The 25,500-nt window shown below is 50.3% G+C and carries 13 protein-coding genes; 5 read left to right on the top strand and 8 right to left on the bottom strand.

The window, feature by feature from the left end; genetic code table 11:
* Nucleotides 1-7: 7 nt before the first annotated feature.
* Both HI950_RS12895 and HI950_RS12890 read right to left on the bottom strand, forming a co-directional pair.
* Nucleotides 8-160: an AraC family transcriptional regulator gene (locus tag HI950_RS12895; protein WP_169082357.1), complete on the bottom strand. Its 153-nt coding sequence runs from the start codon at nucleotides 158-160 to the stop codon at nucleotides 8-10.
* Nucleotides 111-1,025: a helix-turn-helix domain-containing protein gene (locus HI950_RS12890; protein ID WP_169082358.1), complete on the bottom strand. Its 915-nt coding sequence runs from the start codon at nucleotides 1,023-1,025 to the stop codon at nucleotides 111-113. Before HI950_RS12890 ends, HI950_RS12895 begins: the two co-directional genes overlap by 50 nt.
* Nucleotides 1,026-1,153: 128 nt before the next feature.
* Here HI950_RS12890 and HI950_RS12885 point away from each other — a divergent pair, with 128 nt between their 5' ends.
* The 4 genes from HI950_RS12885 (at nucleotide 1,154) to HI950_RS12870 (ending at nucleotide 4,125) form a co-directional block, all read left to right on the top strand.
* Nucleotides 1,154-2,128 (top strand): Gfo/Idh/MocA family protein, encoded by a 975-nt coding sequence (locus HI950_RS12885; RefSeq protein WP_169082359.1) that lies wholly within the window; start codon nucleotides 1,154-1,156, stop codon nucleotides 2,126-2,128.
* Between the two features lie 19 nt (nucleotides 2,129-2,147).
* Complete coding sequence (locus tag HI950_RS12880) at nucleotides 2,148-3,134, top strand: Gfo/Idh/MocA family protein (RefSeq protein WP_169082360.1); 987 nt, start codon at nucleotides 2,148-2,150, stop codon at nucleotides 3,132-3,134.
* 188 nt (nucleotides 3,135-3,322) lie between these two features.
* Nucleotides 3,323-3,493: a hypothetical protein gene (locus HI950_RS12875; RefSeq protein ID WP_169082361.1), complete on the top strand. Its 171-nt coding sequence runs from the start codon at nucleotides 3,323-3,325 to the stop codon at nucleotides 3,491-3,493.
* Nucleotides 3,494-3,762: 269 nt separating this feature from the next.
* The gene (locus tag HI950_RS12870; protein ID WP_169082362.1) at nucleotides 3,763-4,125 is read left to right on the top strand and encodes a hypothetical protein; all 363 of its coding nucleotides are present in this window, start codon (nucleotides 3,763-3,765) and stop codon (nucleotides 4,123-4,125) included.
* 118 nt (nucleotides 4,126-4,243) lie between these two features.
* On the opposite strand, the gene HI950_RS12865 is transcribed toward HI950_RS12870, so the two are convergent.
* The 3 genes from HI950_RS12865 to ectB all read right to left on the bottom strand — a co-directional run bounded on the left by HI950_RS12865 (nucleotide 4,244) and on the right by ectB (nucleotide 7,444).
* On the bottom strand, nucleotides 4,244-5,062 hold the full coding sequence (locus HI950_RS12865) for an alkaline phosphatase family protein (RefSeq protein ID WP_169082363.1): 819 nt from the start codon (nucleotides 5,060-5,062) through the stop codon (nucleotides 4,244-4,246).
* 151 nt (nucleotides 5,063-5,213) lie between these two features.
* Nucleotides 5,214-5,714: a hypothetical protein gene (locus tag HI950_RS35750; RefSeq protein WP_223285251.1), complete on the bottom strand. Its 501-nt coding sequence runs from the start codon at nucleotides 5,712-5,714 to the stop codon at nucleotides 5,214-5,216.
* A gap of 449 nt (nucleotides 5,715-6,163) precedes the next feature.
* The gene (gene ectB, locus HI950_RS12855; RefSeq protein WP_169082364.1) at nucleotides 6,164-7,444 is read right to left on the bottom strand and encodes a diaminobutyrate--2-oxoglutarate transaminase; all 1,281 of its coding nucleotides are present in this window, start codon (nucleotides 7,442-7,444) and stop codon (nucleotides 6,164-6,166) included.
* Nucleotides 7,445-7,678: 234 nt separating this feature from the next.
* Between ectB and HI950_RS12850 the strand changes: the two genes are divergently transcribed.
* A complete protein-coding gene (locus tag HI950_RS12850; RefSeq protein ID WP_169082365.1) occupies nucleotides 7,679-9,157 on the top strand; it encodes an alpha/beta hydrolase family protein in 1,479 nt (492 codons plus the stop codon).
* 59 nt (nucleotides 9,158-9,216) lie between these two features.
* On the opposite strand, the gene HI950_RS12845 is transcribed toward HI950_RS12850, so the two are convergent.
* From HI950_RS12845 to HI950_RS12835, 3 genes are read right to left on the bottom strand one after another with little or no spacing between them, the layout of a single operon-like run.
* Complete coding sequence (locus HI950_RS12845; protein ID WP_169082366.1) at nucleotides 9,217-10,998, bottom strand: ABC transporter ATP-binding protein; 1,782 nt, start codon at nucleotides 10,996-10,998, stop codon at nucleotides 9,217-9,219.
* Nucleotides 10,995-12,794, bottom strand: coding sequence for an ABC transporter ATP-binding protein (locus tag HI950_RS12840; RefSeq protein ID WP_223285250.1), 1,800 nt, complete (start codon nucleotides 12,792-12,794; stop codon nucleotides 10,995-10,997). Before HI950_RS12840 ends, HI950_RS12845 begins: the two co-directional genes overlap by 4 nt.
* Before the next feature lie 19 nt (nucleotides 12,795-12,813).
* The gene (locus HI950_RS12835; protein ID WP_169082367.1) at nucleotides 12,814-25,488 is read right to left on the bottom strand and encodes a non-ribosomal peptide synthetase; all 12,675 of its coding nucleotides are present in this window, start codon (nucleotides 25,486-25,488) and stop codon (nucleotides 12,814-12,816) included.
* Between the last annotated feature and the right edge of the window lie 12 nt (nucleotides 25,489-25,500).

Below are 25,500 nucleotides of genomic sequence, written 5' to 3'. Positions count from 1 at the left end.
TTCAATCTTAGTTTGCTCTTTTCATTTGCCGATACTGATTTGGAGATACGCCATACTTCTTCTTAAACACCGTAATAAAGTAAGTGCTGTTCAAAAACCCGATGTTCTCGCTAATTTCTTTTATTCGAAGCGGCGTATGCAGAAAGAGCGACTCTGCCACCCTTCAAGTTCTCCTTGAATTGCTTAGGCGTGCATTCATTAAATCGCTTGAACAGCTCATAAAAATGAGCCATATTCTCCATCCCTACCGCCGCAGCGATGCTCGTAATGCTCTTGTTGTCCGTCACCAGCATCCGTTTTGCTTTGGAAATCCGCTTGCGATTAACGAATTCCGTAAACGAAAGCCCCATTTTTTTCTTAAAATATTTCGAAAAATAAACGTAGCTCATGCCAGCAAGCCGGCTAACCTCCGCCATTTCGATTTTCTCGCTTAGATGCTTCTCCACGTACGCGACAACTGGACGCAAGGAATCAGCATCCACATATTCATGCGCCGACAGCAGCAGCTGGTCGTCATTGCGCAGCAGAACGAGCAGCAAATGTTTAATATGCATACTGACGGCGATCTCATAGCCCTTTTTCTTCTGCATCACTTCCTCATGGATATGAAGAAGAATAGCGCCTACCTCTTTTTGTACATGCGGATACTTGCTGAACAGATAGTTAAGATCATCCAGCGGGTTCATAATCTCCATAAAATGCCTCGTATAATGCATCATTGCCGGGTCGAAATACGGCTCCAGGTCGACGTGGAGGACGATATAAGACACGTGCTTCCCGGCTTGCACCTGCGCTTTATGGAGCTGGGAGGAGCCGATGACCATCACATCTCCCGGATGCAGTTTATAGGCTTGGCTCGGCGTATACATTTCATGGATGCCTTCCAGCACTAGGATGAACTCAATTTCTTTATGGTAATGCCAAGGCTGATAACCGAAGTGCTCGCTGCCCGTATGCATAAACTTCCAAACTTTAATGCAAAGCTGTGGATTCTGATAGTGAATTGGCTCTTGAAAGCTGTCCATACGTCTCCCCCGCCAAATTGATAGATTGATTATGGATACAAACAGAATAAATAACCGCATATACGTTTCTCCCGCCTGCTGTGTATCATTATACAGAAAGGTCGATAACCATATGAAGGAGATGGACTATGAAAGTTGTTGTATTAGGATGCGGTGGTCTCGGACAAATCCATGCAAACATCTACTCAAAGCTGGAAGGCGTTGAATTAACAGGCGTATGCGACCTGCAAACGGAGCTAGCAGACAATATTTCCGCACAAACAGGAGCCCCTGCCTTCTATTCCTTCGAGCATATGCTTGAAAATGCGGAGTTCGACGCGATAAGCATCACGCTGCCTAGTTATTTACACAAAGAATATACGCTACTAGCTGCAAAAGCAAGAAAGCATGTCATTTGCGAGAAGCCTATCGCCCTCTCTCTCGAAGATGCCGATGAGATGATAAATGGCTGCAAAACTAACGGAGTACGCTTGTTCATCGGGCATGTCGTCCGTTTTTTTCCGGAATATGCAAGCTTAAAGGAATCGCTTGACAGCGGAGCTATTGGGCGCGCTTGCGTTTCACATGCCAGCCGAGTCGGCCCCCATCCGGGCGATGCCAAGCCTTGGTATAAAGACCATGAACGAAGCGGCGGCGTAATCGTCGATCTGATGATCCATGATTTGGATTTTCTGAGATGGACCATGGGTGAAGTCAAATCCGTATACGCCATGCAATATCAAAACGAGCAGCTGGAATACGCGCTTGCAACGCTGCAATTCGAGAATGGCTCCATCGCAAATGTAGAAGCGAATTGGGGATTTCCCGGACCGTTTCATACGAAAGCCGAAATTGCCGGAAATGCTGGCGTCGTCATGACAAACAGCTTAAAGAGCAGCTCCCTTCAAATCCACAAGCATCCTTCTGGAGAGACGGCACCTACGGTATCCATCCCTGAAAGCCCGGCATTCAAGAGTCCATATGCGCTTGAGCTGGAGCATTTTATCGAGTGTATTAGAGAGGGCACAGAAGCAATCGTAACCGCGAGCGATGCTTATAAAGCGCTTGAATTGGCGCATGCTGCGCTTGAGAGCGCACGTACCGGTAAACCTGTTCAACTCTAACTGTCAGGAGGAAAAAAATATGAAGAAGCTTAAAGTCGGTATGATCAGCTTTGCTCATGGCCATGCATACTCCTACTTCGAGGCATTAAGGGGCTTGCCCGAGGTTGAGCTTGCAGGCATTGCCGATCCGGTAGAAAGCAGGGTTAGCGCACTCGTTGCCGAGCATCATCTTCCTTATTTCAACGATTATCATCAGCTGCTTGACCAAGAGGTAGATGCCGTAATCATTTGCTCAGAAAATGTTTATCATGCCGAGATTACCATCGAAGCTGCAAGAAGAGGGAAGCATGTGCTATGTGAAAAACCGCTGGGCATTCAGACGGATGAAATGCATGCAATGATTAAAGCATGCCACGACAATCAGGTACAGCTGATGACCGCCTTCCCATGCCGTTATTTAGCTGCGGTTGTACAAGCGAAGAAAGCGATTGAACAGGGAGAAATTGGAAGCATCGTCGCGATTAAAGGGACAAATCGGGGGACCGCGCCAGGCGGCTGGTTCGTTGATTCCAAGCTCTCCGGAGGCGGCGCTCTATTGGATCATACTGTACATGTTATGGATCTGATGAACTGGTTTACGGGTTCAGCGGTGAAAGAGGTTTACGCCTATGCTGCCACCTTGTTCAAGGAGAAGCTGGAAGTTGACGATACGGGCATGCTGCATGTGAAATTTGAAAACGGCGTTTTTGGAGTCATCGATACGAGCTGGTCAAGAATGCCGCCATTCCCGACATGGGGCGATGTCACGATGCAAATTATTGGCACAAGCGGCGTTATTTCGCTCGATGGGCTTGCCCAAACCAATGAGCTGTACAGCGGGCAAATCGGCAAAGGACAATGGAAGTATTGGGGAGACAACATGGATTTCCATTTGATTCAAGCATTCGTCCAAGCTATCCTTAGCGGACAATCCGTCCCAATTACAGGCGAAGACGGCTTACGTTCAACGAATGCTGCGCTTGCAGGATATCGTTCGATGGAACTAAAGCAGCCGGTTGCTCTATAAAGAAAAGGGCGATATCCATTATAAACAGCATGCCGCGACATTCCACTCCCACTCGTTTATAGCATCTGAAATCCCCTTCGCTAGTCTATCAGCACATAAGATATGTTACCGTCACAAACATACAAACATAGTTCTAATAGGAAACATAACTTATAGAGAACTTAGCTTAATAGGAGGTGGATTAAAAGATGTTTACGAAAACGAGTACAATTCTTGTGCTATTTATTCTATTAATCATTATCGCTTGTCATTGCGGCTTATTGGGCTGTAATGATAGACATGATGATAAAAAAGACGATAAAAAAGGCGAGAAGAAAGATGATAAGCACCATTTCAGCTTCTATGGCAGATGCTGCTAATCGTTCACTTGCAAAGAGACCCCTTTTATGGGTCTCTTTTTTCATTTTAAAAGAACTTCCAGCATTTTAAATATTCATAGGCAAATCACATAGATTAAAAGTCTCCGTAACAAGAATCCAGTCATTGAACGTCTTCCATGCATATTTTACAGTGTAATCAAAAAGATTAGGAGGTGGATCGAGCTAAGGGAAATAACGAATTCTTCCATTCAATAGCTATTTGAAAGTAACTATATTTCATGATGATGAAGAAAGGAAAGTGATACGAAGTGAAAAGAATAAGAAAAGCCCGTACGAGCGCAATTTTACCTGCTGCAAGTGAGCCTTTAAATGACTTTAACCCATCAGAAGACTTTCCAACAGCGCCTATAGCAGTAGAAGACAGATCGATGTTCGCCCGAGTCGGAGGCTTTGACGGGATCATGTCCATGATGGGGAAAGTCCAACAATTTTTCGGCATCTTTCAGCAAATGCGACCGGCAATCAAGATGGTCGGTTCATTTTTGGGCCCGAAAGCATTAGTAAGCAGCGTACCTAGCAAAAAACCAAGCATTAAAAGCAAAAACACACTAAAAGCAAGAGCAGCAGCTTCTGGCAATCGTACAAAAAGAAGACGGAGCACGCTTCGATAATAGAAATTTATCAAAAAAGCCGATGAAAGGATGCATTTTCACAACATACATCCTGATCCCAGAGCAACTATTTGATATCTCGCATCCTTATTTGCTTTCCTTCTCTCTCCTAATAGGATCACTCCTTAAATAGACCATCCGGCAGCTTTGCTTCCCATTCAGCAGGCAAAGCAAGCTCAAGCGCGCGAATGACGACTGCCGCCGTGTCCGTGATGATGACGTCCCCAAGAAGAGATGTACCCGGCTTAATTCCTGGACCGGCGCAGCCCCAGAAAATCGTTTTGTCAGACGGATGATCACTTCCATGCTCGCGGGAATGCTCCCCACCGCCTCCATGATCGGAGACGGCAATGATCAAGCTGTCTTCCAAAACGCCTGTTTCCTCAATGGCTCGTAAAATTATTCCTGTATTTGCATCCGTCTCTGCAATGGCTTGCAGCTGCTCGGGCGTATTGAATCCATATTGATGCCCCGCTGCATCAGGCAGATCCAATCCAATGAACATCAGCTTCAAATCGGAATTTTCCCGAATGTAAGCAGCGGCGGCAAGCGAAAGCTCATGGTCGTTCATAGATACTTTATGTACACCGATTGACGATTCAATAATGCCATCATTTATCGGATTCCATACGCTAAACGCAGCCATTTTGGCATCAGGAATGCCATTCCGTACGATTCGGAAAATAGATGGATAAGGTGAATCGTCAGGATAGGTACACTCACTTGCTATTTCATTCGTTAAACCATGCTTATCCGGCCCTACTCCGTGCAAAAGCGCACCCCAGCATTGCGCGCTAATCGTTGGCGATACGGTTTGTGCTTCCAAACTGATCATGCCTCTTTCGACTAATCGGTCCAAATTCGGCGTATGGGCATCACGCACAAAATTTCCCGCACCGTCCCAGCCGATAATGAACACTCTGTTTATTTTCCCCAAGCATCATCTCTCCTCATATGTACGAATTATGGACTTCCCCAAATCCCTATCATGATAACGCCCACCGTAATGACTGCTGATAGCAAAATTCGATTCATGCCATTTGATTCCTTCAACAGAAAAATGCCGAGCATCGTTCCAAACACCGTACCTATCTCGCGAATGGGAGCCAAATGGGATAGCGGCGCAAACTCATGGCAAAGAGAAACAACAGGTAAGACCCAGGCGACAGTACCGTTCCCCATAAAATCGCTTGCTTATTAACCCGCCATTCCTCCTTAATCTGCTTGGAGCGAAGCACAGCAGGGCTTAACACGATGACATAAGCCATGTTGCTAAGTTCAATGATAGACAGAGGAGACAACGATTGAAGCACCATCTTATCGGTCATAACGTAACCCGTAATACATAAACCGACCATAAGTGCCGGAAAAATATTTCGTAAGCTGACCGCTGACCTATGCTGCTTATTCCAAAAACCGCTTATAGCAAACAAGCCCAGCACGATACACCCCACCCCCATCCATCCGATAGGCGACAACGATTCGTCATAAATCCATACGCTGAAAAGAGGTACGAGCAATGCTCCCATGCCGCGCATAATCGGGTACATTTGCGACATCTCGCCTTGTCTGTAAACGATCGGCTGCAAAAAAAGTAGCCCATCTGAAAACCCATTGTCAGCAGCATAAATAAATAGCCGCTTATCGAAATAGAGCTGCTCGCGACTAAGGAAGAAGCAAAGCAATGGCTGTAATATGAATAAACCACAGAAAAACACTTTTATTTTTGCTCGTCGTCGTAAACATGTTCCAAACCGCATGGGTCAATCCTGAACACAAAACAAGTATAATAGCAAAGGATATCGTATATTCCCCCTCTTCATATAGAATCTTCATTTCAATATTCATCTTACTTACCGGCCTTCATGATGTCAACACAAAAACAACTAAAAACAATTAAATACACACTCGTAAGTGATCAATAAAAAAACAAGCTAAGCCTCTATTCGAGGATTAGCTTGTTTCAATTGGAGAACAATCGTTTCAAATGTCATTCGGGCATCGTTCACGTCATTTTGCAATGGAACATAGGCCCGCTTTATGCTAACAGATATTCGGAAGCTTCATACTTCTCAAAGCATTCCTGCACTGCCTGCTTCACGATTGCACAGCCCTCTTCCAGCTCTTCCAATGAGATCGTTAGCGGCGGCATCAGTTTGATTACTTTATCGTCGCGACCTACCCTCTCAAGGATAAGACCAAGCTCGTAGCAGCGAGCGGCAATTTCCTTTGAGAAGTCATGCTTGCTCGCAGATACGTCAATTCCCCATATAAGACCCATCCCTCGTATCGAGATGGACTGGCTGATCGGCACAATCTCTTTGGTCAAAAACTGACGGACAAACTCCCCTTTTCGGTACACATCCGCTTCGAGATTAATAGAGTCGCCATATTCGAGTGCAGCTGTTGCCCCGACAAAAGCAAGCTGGTTGCCGCGGAATGTTCCGGTATGCTCCCCCGGATTCCAAATATCGAGCTCCGGCTTCATGAGCACGATGGACATCGGGAGACCGTAGCCGCTGATTGATTTCGACAGCACGACGATATCTGGAACGATGTCCGCTCTCTCGAATGAGAAAAACGGGCCTGTCCGACCGCATCCGACCTGAACCTCATCGCAAATGAGCAAAATATCATGACGGTTGCAAAGGTCCCGAAGCTGCTTCATCCACTCGATTGGTGCTTCGTTAATTCCGCCTTCCGCCTGCAGCGTCTCAAAAATAATGGCAGCCGGCTTCTCGATCCCGGAATGGCCATCCGTAAGCACCTCTTCCAAGTATTGAATCGTATCAAATGATTTCATAAACCCTTGCGGAAACGGCATGAAATGGACACGATCCAAATCCGTTCCTGCAGCTCCGCGATGATATAAATTGCTAGTAGCGGCTAAGCTTCCGAGCGACATGCCGTGGAATGCACCCATGAATGAGAATATGCCCGTTCTTCCTTTTACCCTGCGTGCCAGCTTCAATGCCGCTTCGACAGCGTTTGTTCCGGTTGGTCCACAAAATTGCACTTTGTAGGATAAATTTCTAGGCTTCAAAATAAGCTCCGAAAACCGGTTCAGAAAGACTTCCTTTGCCGAGGTGTGCATGTCTAAGCCGTGAGACATGCCGTCCGATTCTAAGTACGCAACGATTTTCTTTTTAATGAAGTCATTGTTATGACCATAATTCAAAGCCCCAGCTCCAGCAAAAAAATCTAGGAACGCTCTTCCAGAATCTGCGTATATTCTAGAGCCCTTTGCTTTTACGAATACATCTGGGAAAGACCTGCAATAAGACCGTACATTCGATTCCATCGTTTCAAAAACGTTCATTATTCCCACTCCCCTAATATGTTTTCAATAAAATACCATACAATATTTAACATAATATCATCGTTTGATTAAATAATTATAAATCGCCTTCTCCTTCTTTATATTAATAAAATGTTAATTTATCTCATTACAATAAAAACTTGTAACTCTAGTGTCGCGAGTATACAATATGGATGGGCTTCAGCAATCATAGCTAGAAGACTGAAAAGCATGTCCCTTATAAGGAGGTTTGAAGTGAAAATCTTTGAAGTTTTGGTTTTACTCATTAGCCTATTTTTGATCTTACGAACACGGTTCGGCAAAAGCATGACCCGATCAACGATGATCTCGATGACGTTACTTACGGTCATATCCGTTGCACTTCACCTAACGATTAACGGGTACCGTTGGCAAATGATTCCCGCTTACGCTTTGACCCTCTTTGGCATCTTTCGCATGCTGCGTCAAGGAGGCCGTGCAGGCCTATCCTTCGTGCGCACGAAACAGCGGCCGGTCAAGCGGGCTATCTTGTCTTCCTTGCTTGCCGTATTTATCATTATCGCCATCGCACTCCCAACGCTGCTCCCGGTATTCGGCTTCGATCAGCCAACTGGACCCCACGCTGTCGGAACGGTAGAGTACGCAATGGTTGACCCGAATCGAAAGGAAACCTATACGGATGATCCTAACGATCAACGGGAAGTGCTGGTCCAGATTTGGTATCCCGCCGATATTGCTAAGCCACTTCCCGACAAAGCTCCTTATGTCAAAAATGTTCCGGTCATCGCAGCAGAAGTAAAAACCAAGCTTCAAATCCCTAAATTTCTGTTTCAATACCTTGAACTCGTCAAGACCAACTCCTATCCGAATGCAGCTGTCGCCAGCCAACAGCAATCCTATCCGCTCATCTTGTTTTCGCACGGACTGCCCGGAGCACGGTTCTCGAATACGTTCCAATTTGAAGAATTAGCCAGCCAAGGGTTTATCGTAGCCAGTATCGAGCATACCTATAACGCCCTTGCAACCGTTCTGCCTGACGGGAAATTCGTAACGATTGCCAGCCTGCCGGGCATGACCGATATTGACGCATGGGATGGCCTTATTTCAGACATATGGGTTCAGGATTCAACCTTCGTGCTTGATGAGCTGGAGAAGCTGAACGACAAAGACTCGAATAATCTGTTCAGCGGCAAAATCGACATGAACCATGTTGGGATGTTCGGTCATTCCTTCGGCGGCGCGAATGCTGCTCAAGTGCTGTACACGGACCCAAGAGTTAAGGCCGCAATCAATATGGACGGCACTATGTTTGGCAACACACATAAAGCCGAAGGCACAGGCAAGCCGTTTATGCTGATGGACACCAAGCCTTTTGTAATGGAGACCGATCCTGTTGTCCCTACCGATTCGCAATTGCAAGAAATGAGCATGACCCGCAAGCAATTCGATCGTATGTCCGTCCAGCTCCCCATGCGGATGAAGCACGCATTGGGCTCGGGAGCCTATGAACTTACTTTGCAGCGCACCCGTCACATGAGCTTCAGCGATTACTATTTTTGGTCGCCGGCTCTTCCCATTATGGAGAAGATGCCGCTTTCGCCAAGACGAGCGCATAAGGTTATCAATGCTTATACGGTCGCTTTTTTCCAAAAGCATTTGCAAGGCCTGGACACTCCTCTACTGGATGCAGAGCAATCGACAGATTTTCCGGAGGCAGCTTTGAAACGCTACTAAGATCACGGGAGTCAGAACATGTTCTGTTCTGGCTCCTTTCCCTTTCATCGTTCAAGCATTTACACAGCTGCATATTCCTTTTCGCTATCGTACTGATGCTTGTACAGACTTGCGTACAAGCCGCGTTGAGAGATAAGCTCCTCATGGCTTCCCTTCTCGAACACCTCCCCCTGCTCCATCACATAAATGACGCTTGCCTCTTGGATCGTTGACAATCGGTGTGCAATGACAAGCACCGTACGGTTTTTCATAAGCTTCTCCAGCGCCTGCTGCACCCAATACTCAGATTCGTTATCGAGTGCGGAGGTCGCTTCATCGAGCAGCAGAATCGGAGAATCCTTCAGCAGCGCTCTCGCGATTGCAATTCGCTGGCGCTGTCCGCCTGACAGCTTTGCGCCTCTCTCGCCAACCATCGTTGCATATCCGTCAGGCTGCGCTTCGATAAACTCATGGGCATAAGCAGCGTGAGCGGCGGCGATCATTTGCTCGCGCGATGCGTCAGGCTTGCCGAGCATAATATTTTCTTCGATCGTACCCTCAAATAAATAGGCATCCTGAGGCACATACGCGATCATCCCGCGAATTTCTTCTAATGTATAGGCCGAGAACGGCTTGCCGGCAATGCCGATTGCGCCGTCATCAATCGAGTAAAAACCGAGCAGCAGCTTAAACAATGTGCTTTTTCCGCTGCCGCTCGCGCCTACGAGCGCGGCGACTTGCCCTTGCTGGACATTTAAATGAAATCCTGCCAGCACCTGCGCACCTGACTCATAGGAGAAGCTAACATCCTTAAACTCCAGCATCGTATCCTTGCTCAGCGACAATTCCTCCGCACGAATCGGAAACCGTTCTTGCTCCGGTTCATGGTCGAGTACTTCAAATACGCGCGCTGCTCCTGCAAGCGAGCTTTGCATCATGGAAACCACGCTGCCAACCTGCAGAAAAATCATTGTGACTCCCATCTCCAGCTGCACGATAGCAGCCATCGTCCCCAGCTCCAGCGCACCTCTTGCGAACATAAATATACCGACAACCAAAATGCCGCCGAAGCTTATGAAATTGATCAAGTAGTTAACTGCCTCAAGCAAGCCATTGCGGTGACCCTGCTCCAGGGAAGAAGCCGTAACCCGTTCACTCTCTTCATTGTACTTTCCGCTAATGATGGTCTGAAGCCTGAACATCTTCACCATGTGCAGGCCGGCTAGCAAATCCGTTAGGCGTTCCGTCAATTTGCCAAGCCGCTGCTGCAGCCTATTGCCAGTGCCGCGGAGCGGACCCGCAAAGGCCAAATTAACGGCGATGCCGACTGCTCCAAAAGCCGTTAAGGCGAGGGCAAACCGCCAATCGAGTATATACATGGAAATAATGGAGCCAAGCAGCGTAAAAACATCGGTTAAGATCGACTTCAGATGCTCGACATAAATATTTTCCATCGTTTGGACATCGCTGGTTGAGCGGGAAATGAGATCTCCCGAATGCCTGGTCTCGAAATAGCTTGGAGGAAGCTCCCCGAGATGATCGTATAGCCGTATCCGCGTGTTCACCATCGTTTGCTTGACGATCTTCATATACAAATATGAGAAGATCGGCGATAGCAGAGCAATGCCTAGAAATGCGGCGCTTACGAAAGCGATCGAATTGTAAAAGAGCTGCCGGTCGCCTTGTACCGAGAAGTCGAGTAAATTTTTGAATACGAATGCCATCATAATGGTAATGCTGCCATTAACCATGCTGTCGCCAATCAAGCCGGCAAAATACAGCTTGCGACCGGAGCCAAGCAAACCGATCATTCTTGCAAGCTCCGCCTTGCTTTTCTTCAGCAGCGACTTTTCTCCAATCATCCCCTTGCTCCCTCCCCTGACGCTAGCTGCATCGCATCGCGGCTTTCAAGAGCGGCGAATTGCTTATAATAAAGCTTCATGTAAAGGCCTCGTTGTTCCAGCAAGGACGCATGCGTTCCCCGCTCAACGATTCGGCCTTGATCTAGCACCAGAACGAGATCCGCTTCTATGATCGTCGATAGCCGATGTGCGACCACCAGCACGGTTCTATCGTTCATGACGCGCTCCAGCGCCTCTTGAACGATAGACTCCGACTGTGTATCTAGAGCGGAAGTCGCTTCATCAAGCAGCAATATCGGCGCATCCTTCAGCATTGCGCGGGCAATCGCGAGGCGCTGGCGTTCTCCGCCGGACAGCCTAGCTCCCCGCTCCCCAAGCACGGTCTCGTAGCCTTCCGGAAGCGTTTCGATAAAGGCATGAGCGCCTGCGGCTTTGGCCGCATGGATAATTGCCTCGCGGCTTGCTCCAGTTCGGCCGTAGCCGATATTTTCTGCAACGCTGACCGGAAACAAATAGGTATCCTGCGAGACGAGCGCAAGCTGATCGCGCAGATCCATTGGATTCCATTCATGCAGCGGGCGGCCAAACACTTGAATGGCGCCGGACAATCGAACGCCGTTTGCAACCTCATCCGAATCCGCCTCTTTCTCCATGCCGTAAAAACCGCAAATCAGCTTTAGAATCGTGCTTTTTCCGCTGCCGCTTGGGCCTACTAACGCCACGGTCTGCTTCGGTTTCGCCTTAAACGAGATGTCCGCAAGCACATCAGGCTTGCTTTCATAATGGAACGATACGCCATCAAGCTCGATCGGTACGGCAGCCTCATCAACGGTTTGCTCCCCTCGCTCAGAGGGCTCAAGCGGCAGCTCCAGCATTTCAAACAGCCGCTTAGCAACTCCCTTCACCTCTTGTATCTGGGCGGAAAGCACCGGAGCCATCGATAGTGGCTGCATCAGGAAGTTAAGCATATAGAGGAACAACACCATGCTGCCAGCAGACAGCTCTCCCTCTCCGATCAAATAGCCGCCGTATGACACGCTGAAAATGATCGGACTCGACATGAGGAGCAGGCTGATAGGAGCAATAAATGCCCTTCTTTTCTCAACCTGCATGCCTTTCTTAAGAACGAGCTCCATTGCGGCTTTGTACTTTAACGACATCGCTTTGAACATATTGAACGCCTTTAGCATCGGAATGCCGCCGATTGTATCCTGCGCGATCGCATTGGACGAGCCCAAATACTGTTGAAGCTGCTCGGACATCTTGTTCATCGGAAATATAAGGACGCTCGTAACCACAATCGCAACGGGAAGAAACAAGAGACTAAATAAAACCAGCTTCCAGCTCGTCATGAGCAGCACCGTCAGCGCACCGATAAAGACGACCGGCATATAGAACAGATTTGCAAAATGAAGCATAAAAAATTGCTGAAGCACCGCCGTATCATTCGTCAATCGCGATACCAAATCTCCAGAGTGCCGGCTTTCCAGCGCAGCCACCGTCGTTCGCTCCAAATGACTAACGATATCGCGGCGTATATCGCGCAAGGCGCACGCGCTGAACCGGGTCAGCGCGTACTTGATCGCATAGCTCGCTAAGGCACCAATAACCGTTAGCGCCGCTAGCAGCTTGAGGGTTGCGCCAAAGCTGTGTGCAAAGCTTCCCGACGCGTCGTCTACAAGCCTTTCAATGAATAATCCCAGCCATATATCGATGGCTGCAACTGTCAATGATGCCGCAATGCTGAGTACAATCCAGAAGCTGTAAGGCTTCATATACTTGAACAGCTTAACCAAGGGTGAGCTCCTTTCCCGATCAGCCAAGCAGCTGTCGGATCAATTCCGCATTCGCCGTAATATGTGCAGGCTCGAGCATATCCTCGTGCGTGCCGGCGCCTTTATATTTGATATGACGGCCGGTCGTATGCTTGCTCCAGTTAAGCTGGCGCTGAAGCAGGCTAAGATCCTTGCCTTCGGACTCGATGAAATGGATGTCGGCGGCGAGCTTGCCCTTGTTATCAAGCTTATTCAGAAAGGACATATAGGCCACGATGTGCCGGTAAATCGTATCGCGGATCATATTATTTTGCAGATATGCTCCATATTGCGAGCCTTCTGCTTCCTGCTCGATAATTTTACCGACCTCTTCTTCCGTTTGCTCAGCACTCTGCTTGATCGCTTTCTTCTTAGGCTCGGCATCGAGCATGATGAGATCAGATACGCTGCTCCCCTCGGATTCAAGCTTTTGGGCTACATTGAAAGCTAGGTTGCCCCCAGCTGAGTAACCGAGAAGCAGATATGGACCTTCCGGCTGTACGCTGCGAATGTATGCGGCATACTGCTCGATTCGATCATCCTCATGAATGAAATCGAAGCCGTAAACAGCTATGCCGACCTCTTCCAGAAGTGCGCCCAGCTCTTGATAAATGAAGCCGTAGCCGGCAATCGGCGGGAAGCAGAACAAATGCCGATCTGCTGAACGATTGAGCAGTGTAATCGGCTGGTCCACGCTTCGCTGAATGCGGCGGCTCGCGATGTAATCGGCAAGCTCCGCAATCGTCGGCTGCTGGAAGATAGCAAGGAATGGAAGCTCCACTCGCAGTCGTTCATACACGTTTGCCGCAAGCAAGGTGGCCTTCAACGAATTTCCGCCTACCTCAAAGAAATTGTCGTGAATGCCCGCTTGCGGGATGCCTAGCAGCTCCTCCCAAATTTGGGCAAGCTTCTGCTCCTCTTCATTTCTTGGCGCAATATAAGGCTTGCGCCAGGCATGAACGTCTGGCTGCGGCAATGCCTTCATATCGATCTTGCCGTTAGGCGTTAATGGAAGTCGCTCTAATCGAATGAAATGAGCAGGCACCATATAAGCAGGAAGCTCTCTAACAACGGCAGCTTTGGCTGCGAGTACCGCTTCTTCGTTATCTGCGACTAGATATGCGCATAAATATTTTTGCCCGCTCGCATCGTCGAGCGCTTGAACAGAGGCAGCGCGAATGTCAGGCTGCTTTAGCAGCACCGCATCAATTTCAGCAAGCTCTATGCGATAGCCGCGCACCTTCACCTGCTGATCGATGCGTCCGGTAAATTCAATCATCCCATTTGGCAGCCAGCGTGCCGAATCGCCAGTCCGGTACATGCGCTCGCCCGGCTCGAATGGACAAGGGATGAATTTCTCCTCCGTCAGCTCCAGCTGGTTCCAATACCCGCGCGCGAGACCAATGCCCGCAATGCAAAGCTCCCCTCTAACTCCAATCGGCTGCTGCTGCATCCGTTCATTCACAATATATATTTTTGTGTTGGCAATCGGCTTGCCAATCGTAACGCTTTGATTTGGCTCAAGACCGCGCATGTAGGTGGACATTACGCTGCTTTCAGTAGGCCCGTATTCGTTCACCAGCTCTGCCTTCGCGTTTTTAAGCTTCGTTTGGGCAACCAAGCCGCCGCTGACAGGCTCGCCGCCAAGCATAATTTGACGAATGGATGCAGCCTCTTCCGGCTCCAGCAAATGGATGATTGAACCGAATAAGCTCGGCACCCCGTTTAGATGCGTAATTTTAAAGGCGGATACCATCTTCTTCAATGCTACCGGGTCCTTCGCTTCTTCATTCGGCACGAGATAATTGACCGAACCTGAAGCAAGCGGCGTAAACAAGCTGATGACGGACGCATCGAAGGAGAATGACATCATTTGCAGCGCCTTGTCCTCCGGCCCGAATCCGAATTCAGCACGCCTCCACTTCACGGTATTGGCGATGCTTTGATGCTCGATCATGACTCCCTTCGGTTTGCCGGTTGTCCCCGAGGTATAGATCACATAAGCTAGATCCTGCGGCAAAACCGTCCATTCCGGGTTCGATTGGGGCGCAGCGTAGCTGTCTTCTGACTCCAGATTAAGCAGGCTGCCGCTGAATTCGATTTCCACCGCCTCTATCGTGCTGGCTTTTGCCAGCAGCAGCGGCGTCCTGCTGTCCTCAAGCAAATAACGGATGCGGTCAGCAGGATAATCGGGATCGATCGGCAAGTAAGCTGCACCTGCTTTCATGATGGCAAGCATGCCTACGACCATTTCAATCGATCGATCTGCTGCAATAGCGACAATATCCCCGCGCTGTATGCCGCGGCTTCGAATGACGCGGGCTAATTGATTCGCCCTTGCATTCAGCTGCGCGTATGACAGCGATGACTCCCTTTGCACGATAGCTGGCTGTGACGGATACAGGCTTGCCTGCTCCTCGAACAGACCATGCAGCAGGCTAGTGCCTGTATATTCGCGCTCGGTCGCATTAATTTCGGAGAGCCACTGCTTTTCCCCGTTTGCCATCAAATCGATTTGTCCTATGATGGAATCCGGCGAATAAGCAGCTGCCTCAAGAATGCGCAGGAAATGACCGGTCATCCGGTGAATGGTCTCCTCCCGGAAGAGGTCCGTACAATATTCAAAGCTTAGTCGCAAAGTGCCTTCGCCTGGCGCGGCTATCAAGGACAGATCGAATTTAGAAATGTTATGCTCCTGACCGAACGGTATGATACGAAGCTCGTTTTGCGAATATGAGATCTCGGATGTTTCGCTTCGTTCAGAGTCCCCATTTTGCCAAACCACCACGGTATCGAACAGCGGATTGCGGCTTAGATCACGCGGCAGCTGCAGCTTCTCGACCAGCATTTCAAACGGATAATCCTGATGCTCGAATGCATTCAGCGCGTTTTGCTTCACGTCTGATAGAATCTCCCGGAAGGAACGTTCCCCGTATATCGAGCTGCGAATGGCCAATGAATTTACGAACATGCCGAGCATCCCTGCCGTATCGGCATGGGAGCGTCCCGCGATTGGAGCTCCGACCACGACATCCGGGTTGCCCGAATAACGAGAGAGCAACACCTTATAAGCTGCAAGCAATATCATGTACAAGGTCGCACCAGAATGTTGTGCCAGCCTCTCGAGCCGATCCGTCAAATCGGAGTTTGCTTCAAACGCGGCGACAGCGCCGGAGAAGCTCTTCACGGCTGGACGCGCATAGTCGGTCGGAAGCTCCAGAAGCGGTACGTCTCCACCAGCGAATTGATTCAGCCAGAATTGCTCTTGCTCAGCGAAAGCCTCGCTCTCCAGCCATTCATTCTGCCATAAGGCGAAGTCCTTATAGTGCAGCATAAGCTCCGGAAGGTCCTCTCCTTCATACAGCCTGATGAGCTCCTGCAGGAAGATTGAGCCTGATACGCCATCCGAAATGATGTGATGCATGTCATACGCAAATACATGTTTATGCTCTGTGATTTGGATAAGAGCTGCGCGCAGCAGCGGCGCCTCTGCCAAATCGAATGGCCGGAACCATTCCTCGATCCATTGACCTGCCGCTTCCTCGGAGCTTGCTTGATGGCGCTCGAGCTGCATGTCAACCGTATCGTGAACGCGTTGAAGCGGTTCGCCATTCACTAAATAGAAGGAAGTCCGAAGCGGTTCATGCCTTGCAACGAGCTTTTGCAGCGCCTGTTCAAATCGTCCTGCATCGATAATCCCTTCCAATCCAACGACAGCCGGCATGTTATAGGCAAGGCTCGTCCCTTTCCCTTCGATCAGGTCGAGAATGTACATGCGCTTCTGTGCCGAAGACACCGCATATAAATCCTTTTTAGGCGCTAGTCTGATTGGGCTGTAAGTTTTCTTGGCATTCCCGTCGATATAGCGTGCAGCCGCTTCGATCGTAGGCGATTCGAATAGGTAGCGAAGCGGAACCTCAACTCCGCATGCTTTATGCATCTGCGCGAGCAGCGCCATCGCTTTGAGCGAGTGCCCGCCGAGCGCGAAGAAGCTGTCCAGCACGCCAACGCGTTCAACGGCAAGAGCCTCTCGCCACAGGCTGACAAGCAGCTCTTCGGTTGGCGTTCGAGGTGCGATATAAGCCGCGCCTGTTGCCAGCAGCCCTTCAGGCTCAGGCAAAGCTTTCCTGTTTATTTTGCCATTGGAGGAAAGCGGCAAACGTTCCAGCTGAACGAACTGCGACGGAATCATATACGCTGGGAGTCCGTTCCCTAGATGCTCGCGCAGCTCGCTTACGTTTAGCTCGCGGTCAGCCGTAAAATAAGCGCAAAGGAAGCTGAGCTTCTCCTTGTCCTGCAAGGCGACAACGACCGTATCGCGTACGGCCTCATGCCTTTGCAGCGCTGTTTCGATGTCGCCTAGCTCAATGCGGTAACCGCGAATTTTGACCTGAAAATCAAGCCGGCCCAAATATTCCACATTTCCGTCTGGCAGCCAGCGCGCCAAGTCGCCTGTACGGTACATTTTTGTGCCGGGAGCAAACGGATTGTCTACAAACTTCTCTGCTGTCAGCGCAGGGTTGTTCACATAACCTCTAGCCAAACCGATACCAGCTATACAAAGCTCCCCTGGAATGCCAATCGGCTGCAGATTGAAATTCCCGTCCACCACATACAGCCCAATGTTATCAATCGGTTTTCCTATAGGAACGATACCGGGAACATCGCTTGTCGAGCAGTCAAAGTACGAGACGTCGATGGCTGCCTCGGTCGGGCCGTACAAGTTAATCAATTTAGTGCCGTGCCTGCTGTAAAGCTCCTTGTTGAATCGCCTCACATGCTCGAGCTGCAGCGCTTCACCGCTTGCGAACAAAAGGCGCAGGCTCGACAGCCGCTCCGCGTGCGAACCTTGGGCAACATAATCTAAAAACAAACCGAGCATGGATGGAACAAAATGCAGCGTCGTTATGCGGCTGCGCTCGATTGCCTGAACGATTTCCTCCGGGTCCTTCTCCCCTCCCGGCTTCAGGAAGCAAACCTTCGCTCCGGTAAAGCCCCACCAGAACATTTCCCAGACGGAAACGTCGAAGGTATACGGTGTTTTTTGCAAAATAACGTCGTTTTCGTTTATTGGATACGCCTTTTGCATCCAGTGAATACGATTAATCGCAGCTCTGTGCTCGATCATGACGCCCTTTGGATTGCCTGTAGAGCCTGAAGTATAAATCACATAAGCAAGATGGCACGGTCCTGCGATCGGCTTTAAGTTGCTGGCTTCCCCGTCCTCATAGGACGCTGGATCATTAAGGTCAATCACTTCGCCAACCAGCAGTGACCGCGCTTTTGCCACAAACTTCGTTTGCGTCAGCAGCCATTTTGCTCCGGAATCCTCCAGCATGTACTGCATTCTCTCTTCCGGAAAGTCCGGATCGATGGGCAGATAAGCTCCTCCCGCTTTCTGAATGGCGAGAATGCCGACGATCATCTCGGCGGCGCGCTCCAGCATAAGCGGCACGATGCAGTCTGGGCCGACACCACAATTACGCAGCTTATACGCCAAACGATTAGCTTGCGCGTTCAGCTCGCGATACGTAAGCGTTCGGCTGTCGTCCCATACAGCGACGGCATCTGGCGTTTTGTGCGCTTGAGACTCAAACCATTCATATAGCGTCGACTCAGCTGGAAATTCCGCTTCCGTATCATTAAACCGCTCGGTCAATTGCGCTTTTTCTTCTCCGGACATCATATCGATATCTGCTAGCAGCACTTCGGAATTACTGGCAACCTCTTTCAAAATACGAACGAAATGGTCACCCATCCGTTCAATGGTCTCCCGCTTGAAGAGGGCTGTTCCGTACTCGAAGCTTATAATAAGGTCGTCTTCCGTTTCCGTTGATTCCAGCGATAGATCAAACTTGGCGGCGCCTCCCTCGAAATGGAATGGCTCAATGCGCAGCCCAGTCAGCTCCCGCGTGCCCATATCGATATTTTGCAAGCTGAACATCGTGTCAAAGAGCGGATTCCGGCTTAAATCGCGCGGCAGATTCAGCTTTTCTACCAGCGTATTGAACGGATAGTGCTGATTGTCCAGCGCCGCTAGCGTAGCTTGCTTCACTTCCTCCAGCAGCTGTCCGAAATTTTTGGAGGCTTCGGGATAGCTGCGCAGGGCTAGCGTATTAACAAACATGCCGATTATCGGCTCTACATCCGCATGCGGACGCCCCGCCACCGGCGTACCAACGACGATGTCGGTCTGGCCGCTATATTTGTGAAGCAGCACATTGTATGCTGCAAGAAGGACCATATATAAGGTCGTTCCTGTCTGGGCCGCCGTTTCATTGAGCGCGTTTTTCAGCGCGCTGCCGGCTTGAACCGCATGATTCGCACCCTTGAAGCTTTGCACGGCAGGTCGCGGGTAATCGGTCGGCAATGCAAGAAGCGGCACTTCCTCCGCGAATGCCTCCAGCCAGTATTGCTCTTGCCGCTTCAAGGTGGACTTCCCTTCCCCGCTGCTTAGCCATACCGCAAAATCCTTGTAGCTAATGCGCAGCGATGGCAGCTCCTCGCCTTCATAGAGCTCGGCAAATTCCTTCATGAAGAGGCTCATCGACACGCCGTCGGCAATAATGTGGTGCATGTCGCATAGCAGAATATGCTTCTCCTCCGAGAGCTGGATCAGCTCTACCCGGAGCAGCGGTGCCTGCTCCAAATCGAACGGCCGGATAAAGGCTTCGATGAGCTGGGATAAATCCGGTTCCGCAGCTTGTCGCCTCACCACGCTGAATGAAATATCATCGTCTGAAGCAATACGCTGGACGGGTTCGCCGTCTACCAGGCTGAATGCGGTACGAAGCGCTTCGTGACGGGAGACCAGCTTGCGGAATACGTGCTGCACATGCTCCCATTCAAGCGGCCCCTCTATCGTCATTACACGCGGAAGATTGTAGCTGATGCCTGCACCCTCGAACCGGCTTAGCACAAACAATCGCTCTTGTGCCGGTGACAGCGGATAATACGGCTGCTCAGGCGCTCTGCCTATTGCGGACTGTACCGTTTTATCCGCCTGATCCATATAAATGGCCAATGCTTCCACTGTCGCCGCTTCAAATAGCTTCCGCAGCGGAACGTCGACACCAAAATGCCGTTTCATCCGGGCGATTAGCGTCATTGCTTTCAAGGAATGCCCGCCTAGTGCGAAGAAATCATCCGTCACACCAACGGGCTGCATACCGAGTACTTCTTCCCATAACGCAGCAAGCTGCGATTCCGTATCGGTGCGAGGCGGCACATAACCCGCGCTTTGAGCTGCGGCTGCCGTGAAATCCGGCTTCGGCAGTGCGCGGCGATCGATTTTGCCATTGGCGGTTAGCGGAAACCGTTCGAGCTGCAAGAAGCATAGCGGAATCATATAGGCTGGAAGCTGTTGAGCCAGCGCCGCGCGAAGCTCCGAAGCATCTTGCTCAGCTTCGCAGACATAATAAGCGCATAGAGCCTTTTGACCATTCTGATCCTCGCTCGCAACTACGCATGCTTCCTTCATTCCCGGCTGCTTCAACAAAGCGGCATCGATCTCGGAAAGCTCAATCCGATAACCGCGAATTTTCACCTGCTGGTCAATCCGGCCCAAATATTCGATCACGCCATCTGCGCGCCAGCGGGCGAGATCTCCCGTTTTATACATCCGTGCTCCATGCTCGTATGGGTTTGGAACAAATTTCTCTGCTGACATTTCCGGCAGATTCGCATATCCGCGGCCGACACCGTCGCCTCCAACCACAAGCTCGCCCGGTACGCCGATCGGCTGCAAATGGCCAGCCTCATTCACGATATAAGCGGTTGAATTGCTGATCGGCCGTCCGATCGGAATGGAATCCGCAAAGTCAGAATCAATCGGGAACGTTGTCGAGAATGTCGTATTTTCCGTTGGCCCGTAACCGTTAATCAAGGTTAGTCCCGGCGTGCTGCGGCGCACGCGGTTAATATGGCGCGGAGATAACACATCTCCCCCGATAATTAATTGCCGGACACCAGCAAACATGCCCGGATTCTCTTCCGATAGCTGGTTGAACAGCGGCGCAGTCAACCACATCAACGTAATCCGGTGCTCGCGAATATAGGCAGCCAGCTGTTCTGAATGAAGCAGAACATGCTTGTCCACAATATGCAGCGTCATGCCATTCAACAGAGCTCCAAATATTTCAAACGTAATCGCATCAAAGCCGACAGAGCCCGTCAGCAGCAACCGTCCGTCCGAATCAAAGGAAGCGTATTTCGTTCCTTTTACGAGTCGAGCGACGCTCCGCTGCTCAACCATAACTCCCTTCGGATTGCCGGTAGAGCCTGACGTATACATCAAGTAAGCAAGGTCATCTGGCGCAATAGCTGCGTTCAAATCTTCATCCTCGGCAGCCTCACTCGACATCAATTGTGTCAGCTCAAACCAACCGATATGCAGGCTGGTCAGCGGCTTGGTTTCGAATGTCAAGCAAGCCGATGCTGCACTGTCCTCCAGCATGAATCGAATCCGTTCCTCCGGAAATAGCGGATCAAGCGTGACGAAGGCAGCTCCTGCTTTCAAAATGCCTAGAATACCGACGATCAGCTCAAGCGATCGGTCAGCATATATACCTACGGTTTGGCCGCGGCCAATCCCGCTCTTTTGAAGCGTGTATGCTACTCGATTGGCATAGGCATTAAGCTCTTTGTAGCTCAGCTGTCGTCCGCGATAGGCGAGCGCAGCATGCACAGGCGTTAACTGGACCTGCTTTTGAAACAGCTCTGCAAGAGAGGCATCGCGCGGATAAGCGGTGCGGCTGTCATTGAACACCCGCAGTATAACCTGCTTCTCGCCACCGGTAATGATTTCGATATCACGGATAGAGCCGTTAGGCCGTGCGGCTATGCTTTTCAAAATTTCAATAAAATGGCCAAGCATCCGCTTAACGGTCTCCTCACGATATAAAGCAGAGCTGTACTCTGCGCTAAGCAGCAGCCCCTCATCTGCTTCTCTCGCCTGCAAAGACAAATCAAACTTGGACACCTGCGCCTCAGAGGCGAGCGGGATAAAGCTTAGACCAGGTAGCCCAGTCGCTTCAAGATCCATGTTTTGCAAAATAAACATCGTATCGAACAGCGGATTGCGGCTAATGTCCCGCTTAAGACCAAGCTTCTCGATCAATGATTCGAACGGATATCCTTGATGATCGAAGGCCTCGAGTGTGGATTCCTTTACTTGCTGCAGGAAAGACGCAAAAGATTTATCCGCTTCCGGCCTGTTCCGCATAACAAGCGTCCCGACGAACATGCCGATCATCGGTTCTGTATCCGCATGCTGACGACCTGCGGTTGGAGAGCCGATGACGATATCTTCTTTTCCCGTATATTTGGCCAGCAGGACGTTATAAGCAGCCAGCAGCACCATATACAATGTCGTATTCGTCCGCTTCGCAAGTGCTTGCAGCTGGTCAAGCAGGGGCCGATCTGCCAGCTGTGCTACGACGCCGCCATGGAAGCTCTGCACAGGCGGGCGCGGAAAGTCCGTCGGAAGATCAAGCACAGGCAGCTCGCCGGAAAACCGATTCAGCCAGTATTGCTCCTGCGCCTTCAATTGAGCTGAACTTAACCGCTCCTGCTGCCACACTGCGTAATCCTTATACTGAACGCGAAGCGGCTCAAGGCTTGTTCCTTGATACAGCTCTACAAATTCCTTGACCACAATGCCGGCCGAGACGCCATCGGAAATAATGTGATGCATGTCGTACAGCAGCAAATGCTTGTTTTCCTTTAATTTGACCAGTTCCACCCGGAAGAGCGGTGCAGCATTCAGCTCAAACGGACGGACAAAGGCTTCCGTCAAGCGCTCTGTTTCGGATTCATCCGCTTCCGAATAAGGAATATGAAGCTGCGCCTGTTCTTCAATGATCTGCACTGGCTCTCCATCCACAGTTTCAAAGCGGGTCCGAAGCGTCTCATGACGATTGACTAATTGACGGAACGCCGATTGCAGCAAAGGAACGTCGAGCTCCCCTTCAATAAGGATGAAGCCAGGCAAATTGTAGCTTGTCCCTGAACCCTCAAGAGAGCTGACGACATACATCCGCTTCTGAGCCGAAGATACCGGATAATAAGCTCTTTCCGTCACCGCCTCAATCTCTGAATAGGCGTGAGAGACACCTGATTCCTTCTGCCGGACGATATAGTCCGATATCGCTTCGATGACCGGCGATTCGAAAATAACGCGGAGCGGAACCTCTATACCGAAAGCTTGATTGATTTGCGAGATCATCGTCATCGCTTTGAGGGAATGTCCCCCTCTTTTGAAAAAATGATCCTTCGTGCCGATGACCGGCACCGCAAGCAGCTCCTGCCACATGGCGCATAACCGTTCCTCTGTATCATTCAAAGGCGGAGTATATTCAGCAGCATCGCCGGATATTGCCGATGTAAAGTCTGGCTCCGGCAGCGCTTTTCGATCCAGCTTGCCATTAGGCAGACGCGGCATGCGATCAAGCTGAACGATATGCGTCGGCACCATGTACGACGGAAGCTCGGCTGCTAGCCTTTCCTTGATGTCTAGGAGCGCAAGCTCGTCATCCGCAGTCAAATAAGCGCATAACGTTTTTTGCCCATTTGCATCATCGTAAGCAACGACAACGGCTTCCTCGACCGTCGAATGACTCAGCACCGCAGCTTCGATCTCCCCCAGCTCGATGCGATAGCCGCGAATTTTGACCTGATGATCGATCCGGTCAACATATTCGATTCGCCCATCCGGGAGCCAGCGGGCAAGATCGCCGGTACGATACATCCGCTCCCCCGGCAGGTAAGGACAATTCACGAATTTCTCTGCGGTCAGCTCCGGCCTCATCCAATAGCCGCGAGCAAGCCCGGCACCCGCTATGCACAGCTCGCCGGGAACGCCAATCGGCATAAGCTGCAAATGCTCGTTAACGATATATATAGCCGTATTTGCAATCGGACTGCCGATCGTCACCGCTTCATCTGCCTTTAACTGACGGCCAATTGTAGCGACCACGCTCGTTTCTGTCGGACCGTACTCGTTCACAAGCTCCGCTTGTGGAGCTATTTTCCTGCTCCGTTCAAGGAGTGAGTCTGGGATTCGTTCCCCTGCCAAAGTCACGATACGCAGAGAGCCGGCATTCTCCGGCTTCATGCCGTCTATAATGACCCCATATAGACTAGGTACGCTAATGAAATGCGTCACTCCCGCTCTGGCAATGTGCCTTCTGATAGCAAGCGGGTCCTTCGCTTCCTCTTCGGAAACGAGCACGACCGCTGCTCCGGAGATGATCGGCGTGAAGAAGCTTGTCACAAAGCCGTCGAATGAGAAGGAAAACAGTTGAAGCACAACATCTTGCTCCGTTAAACCGTACTCGGCTGCACGCCATTGAATCGAGTTGGCGACTCCGCGATGCTCGACCATTACACCCTTCGGCTGTCCGGTTGTACCCGATGTGTAGATGAGATAAGCCATATGCTCTGGCCCAGCCAAAGCCGCCAAATCGGAATCATCCGCATCATAAGAAGCCTCATCGCCTAGATCAAGCGTCTGCACCGCTCCGCATTCGGCTATCAGATGGGTTTGTGCAAGTACGAGATTAGCAAGGCTATCATGGATTAGATAATCTCTTCGCTCTTTCGGATAAGCAGGGTCAATCGGAAGATAGGCAGCACCTGCCTTCATGACAGCTAGAATCGCTACTATCATCTCATTTGATCTCTCTGCCATTACGGCAATTACGGTATCCCCTGCTGCTCCGCGAGCGCGAAGCGTGCGTGCTAGCCGATTGGCGCGCGCATTAAGCTCCAGGTATGTAAGACGCTCCATGCCAAATTGAACCGCAATTCTCTCTGGCGATCGAGCTACCTGCTCCTCGAACAGTCCATGCAGCGTTCGTCCTTGGGGTAAATCAATTGACGTATCGTTAAATGTCAGCAGCAAAAGCTGGCGTTCTTCCTCAGGGAGCAGGGCTAGCTGCGATAACGGAACGTCCGGCGTTTCAATCGCCTTCAGCGCATGATTAAGATGAGCGGCTAGTGAAACCACATTTTGCTCACTAAACCGTTGCAAATCGTATTCGATTGCGACCTCCAAACGATTCTCATCCATACGGAAAACAAAGGCTATGCTTGATCGGATATCAGCCGCATCGCTTCTAGCGTGGACGCTTTCCAGCATGACGAGAATCGGTAATTCTGCTATACCATCCTCCGATAGCGCAATCTGCGCATATTCGGCCAAGGTGCGAAAGGGAATGTTCTGATGCTCATTCGCCTCCGACACGGCTTGCCGGACATGACCCGCCCAATCGCGGAAGGTATGCTCGCTCTTATATTCGGTATGAATGACCAGCAGCTTATTGACTGGCTCTTTCAAATCTTTATGCTGCTTAAACACCGGCACCCCGATCCGGGCTTGGCCTGCGGAAGCATGGTGATGCACCAAATAGCTAACGCCGGACAGCAGCAGCATAAACAGGCCATATTCCGTGCTTGAAGCTGCTTTCAGCTTGGCTGCAGCGGCCCCATCTACAACATGAAGATAAGTGCCGATACCGCTAGCTGCCTTTGCGGATGAGGCAGAGCCCTCGCGGATAATCATCCGCGGAAGCTCGCTCATGCCAATGTCATCCTGAAGCTTTTGAGCCCAGAAATGCTGCTCCTTATCGTAACGGCCGCTCGTCAGCAGCATTTGTTGCGCGTATTTATCGATCATTACGAGCCTCCT

Source organism: Paenibacillus sp. PL91 (assembly GCF_012935325.2).
In the GTDB taxonomy this organism is placed as follows: domain Bacteria; phylum Bacillota; class Bacilli; order Paenibacillales; family Paenibacillaceae; genus Pristimantibacillus.
Note: the sequence above shows the minus strand (reverse complement) of the source record. Positions and strands in the feature narration are given on the sequence as shown.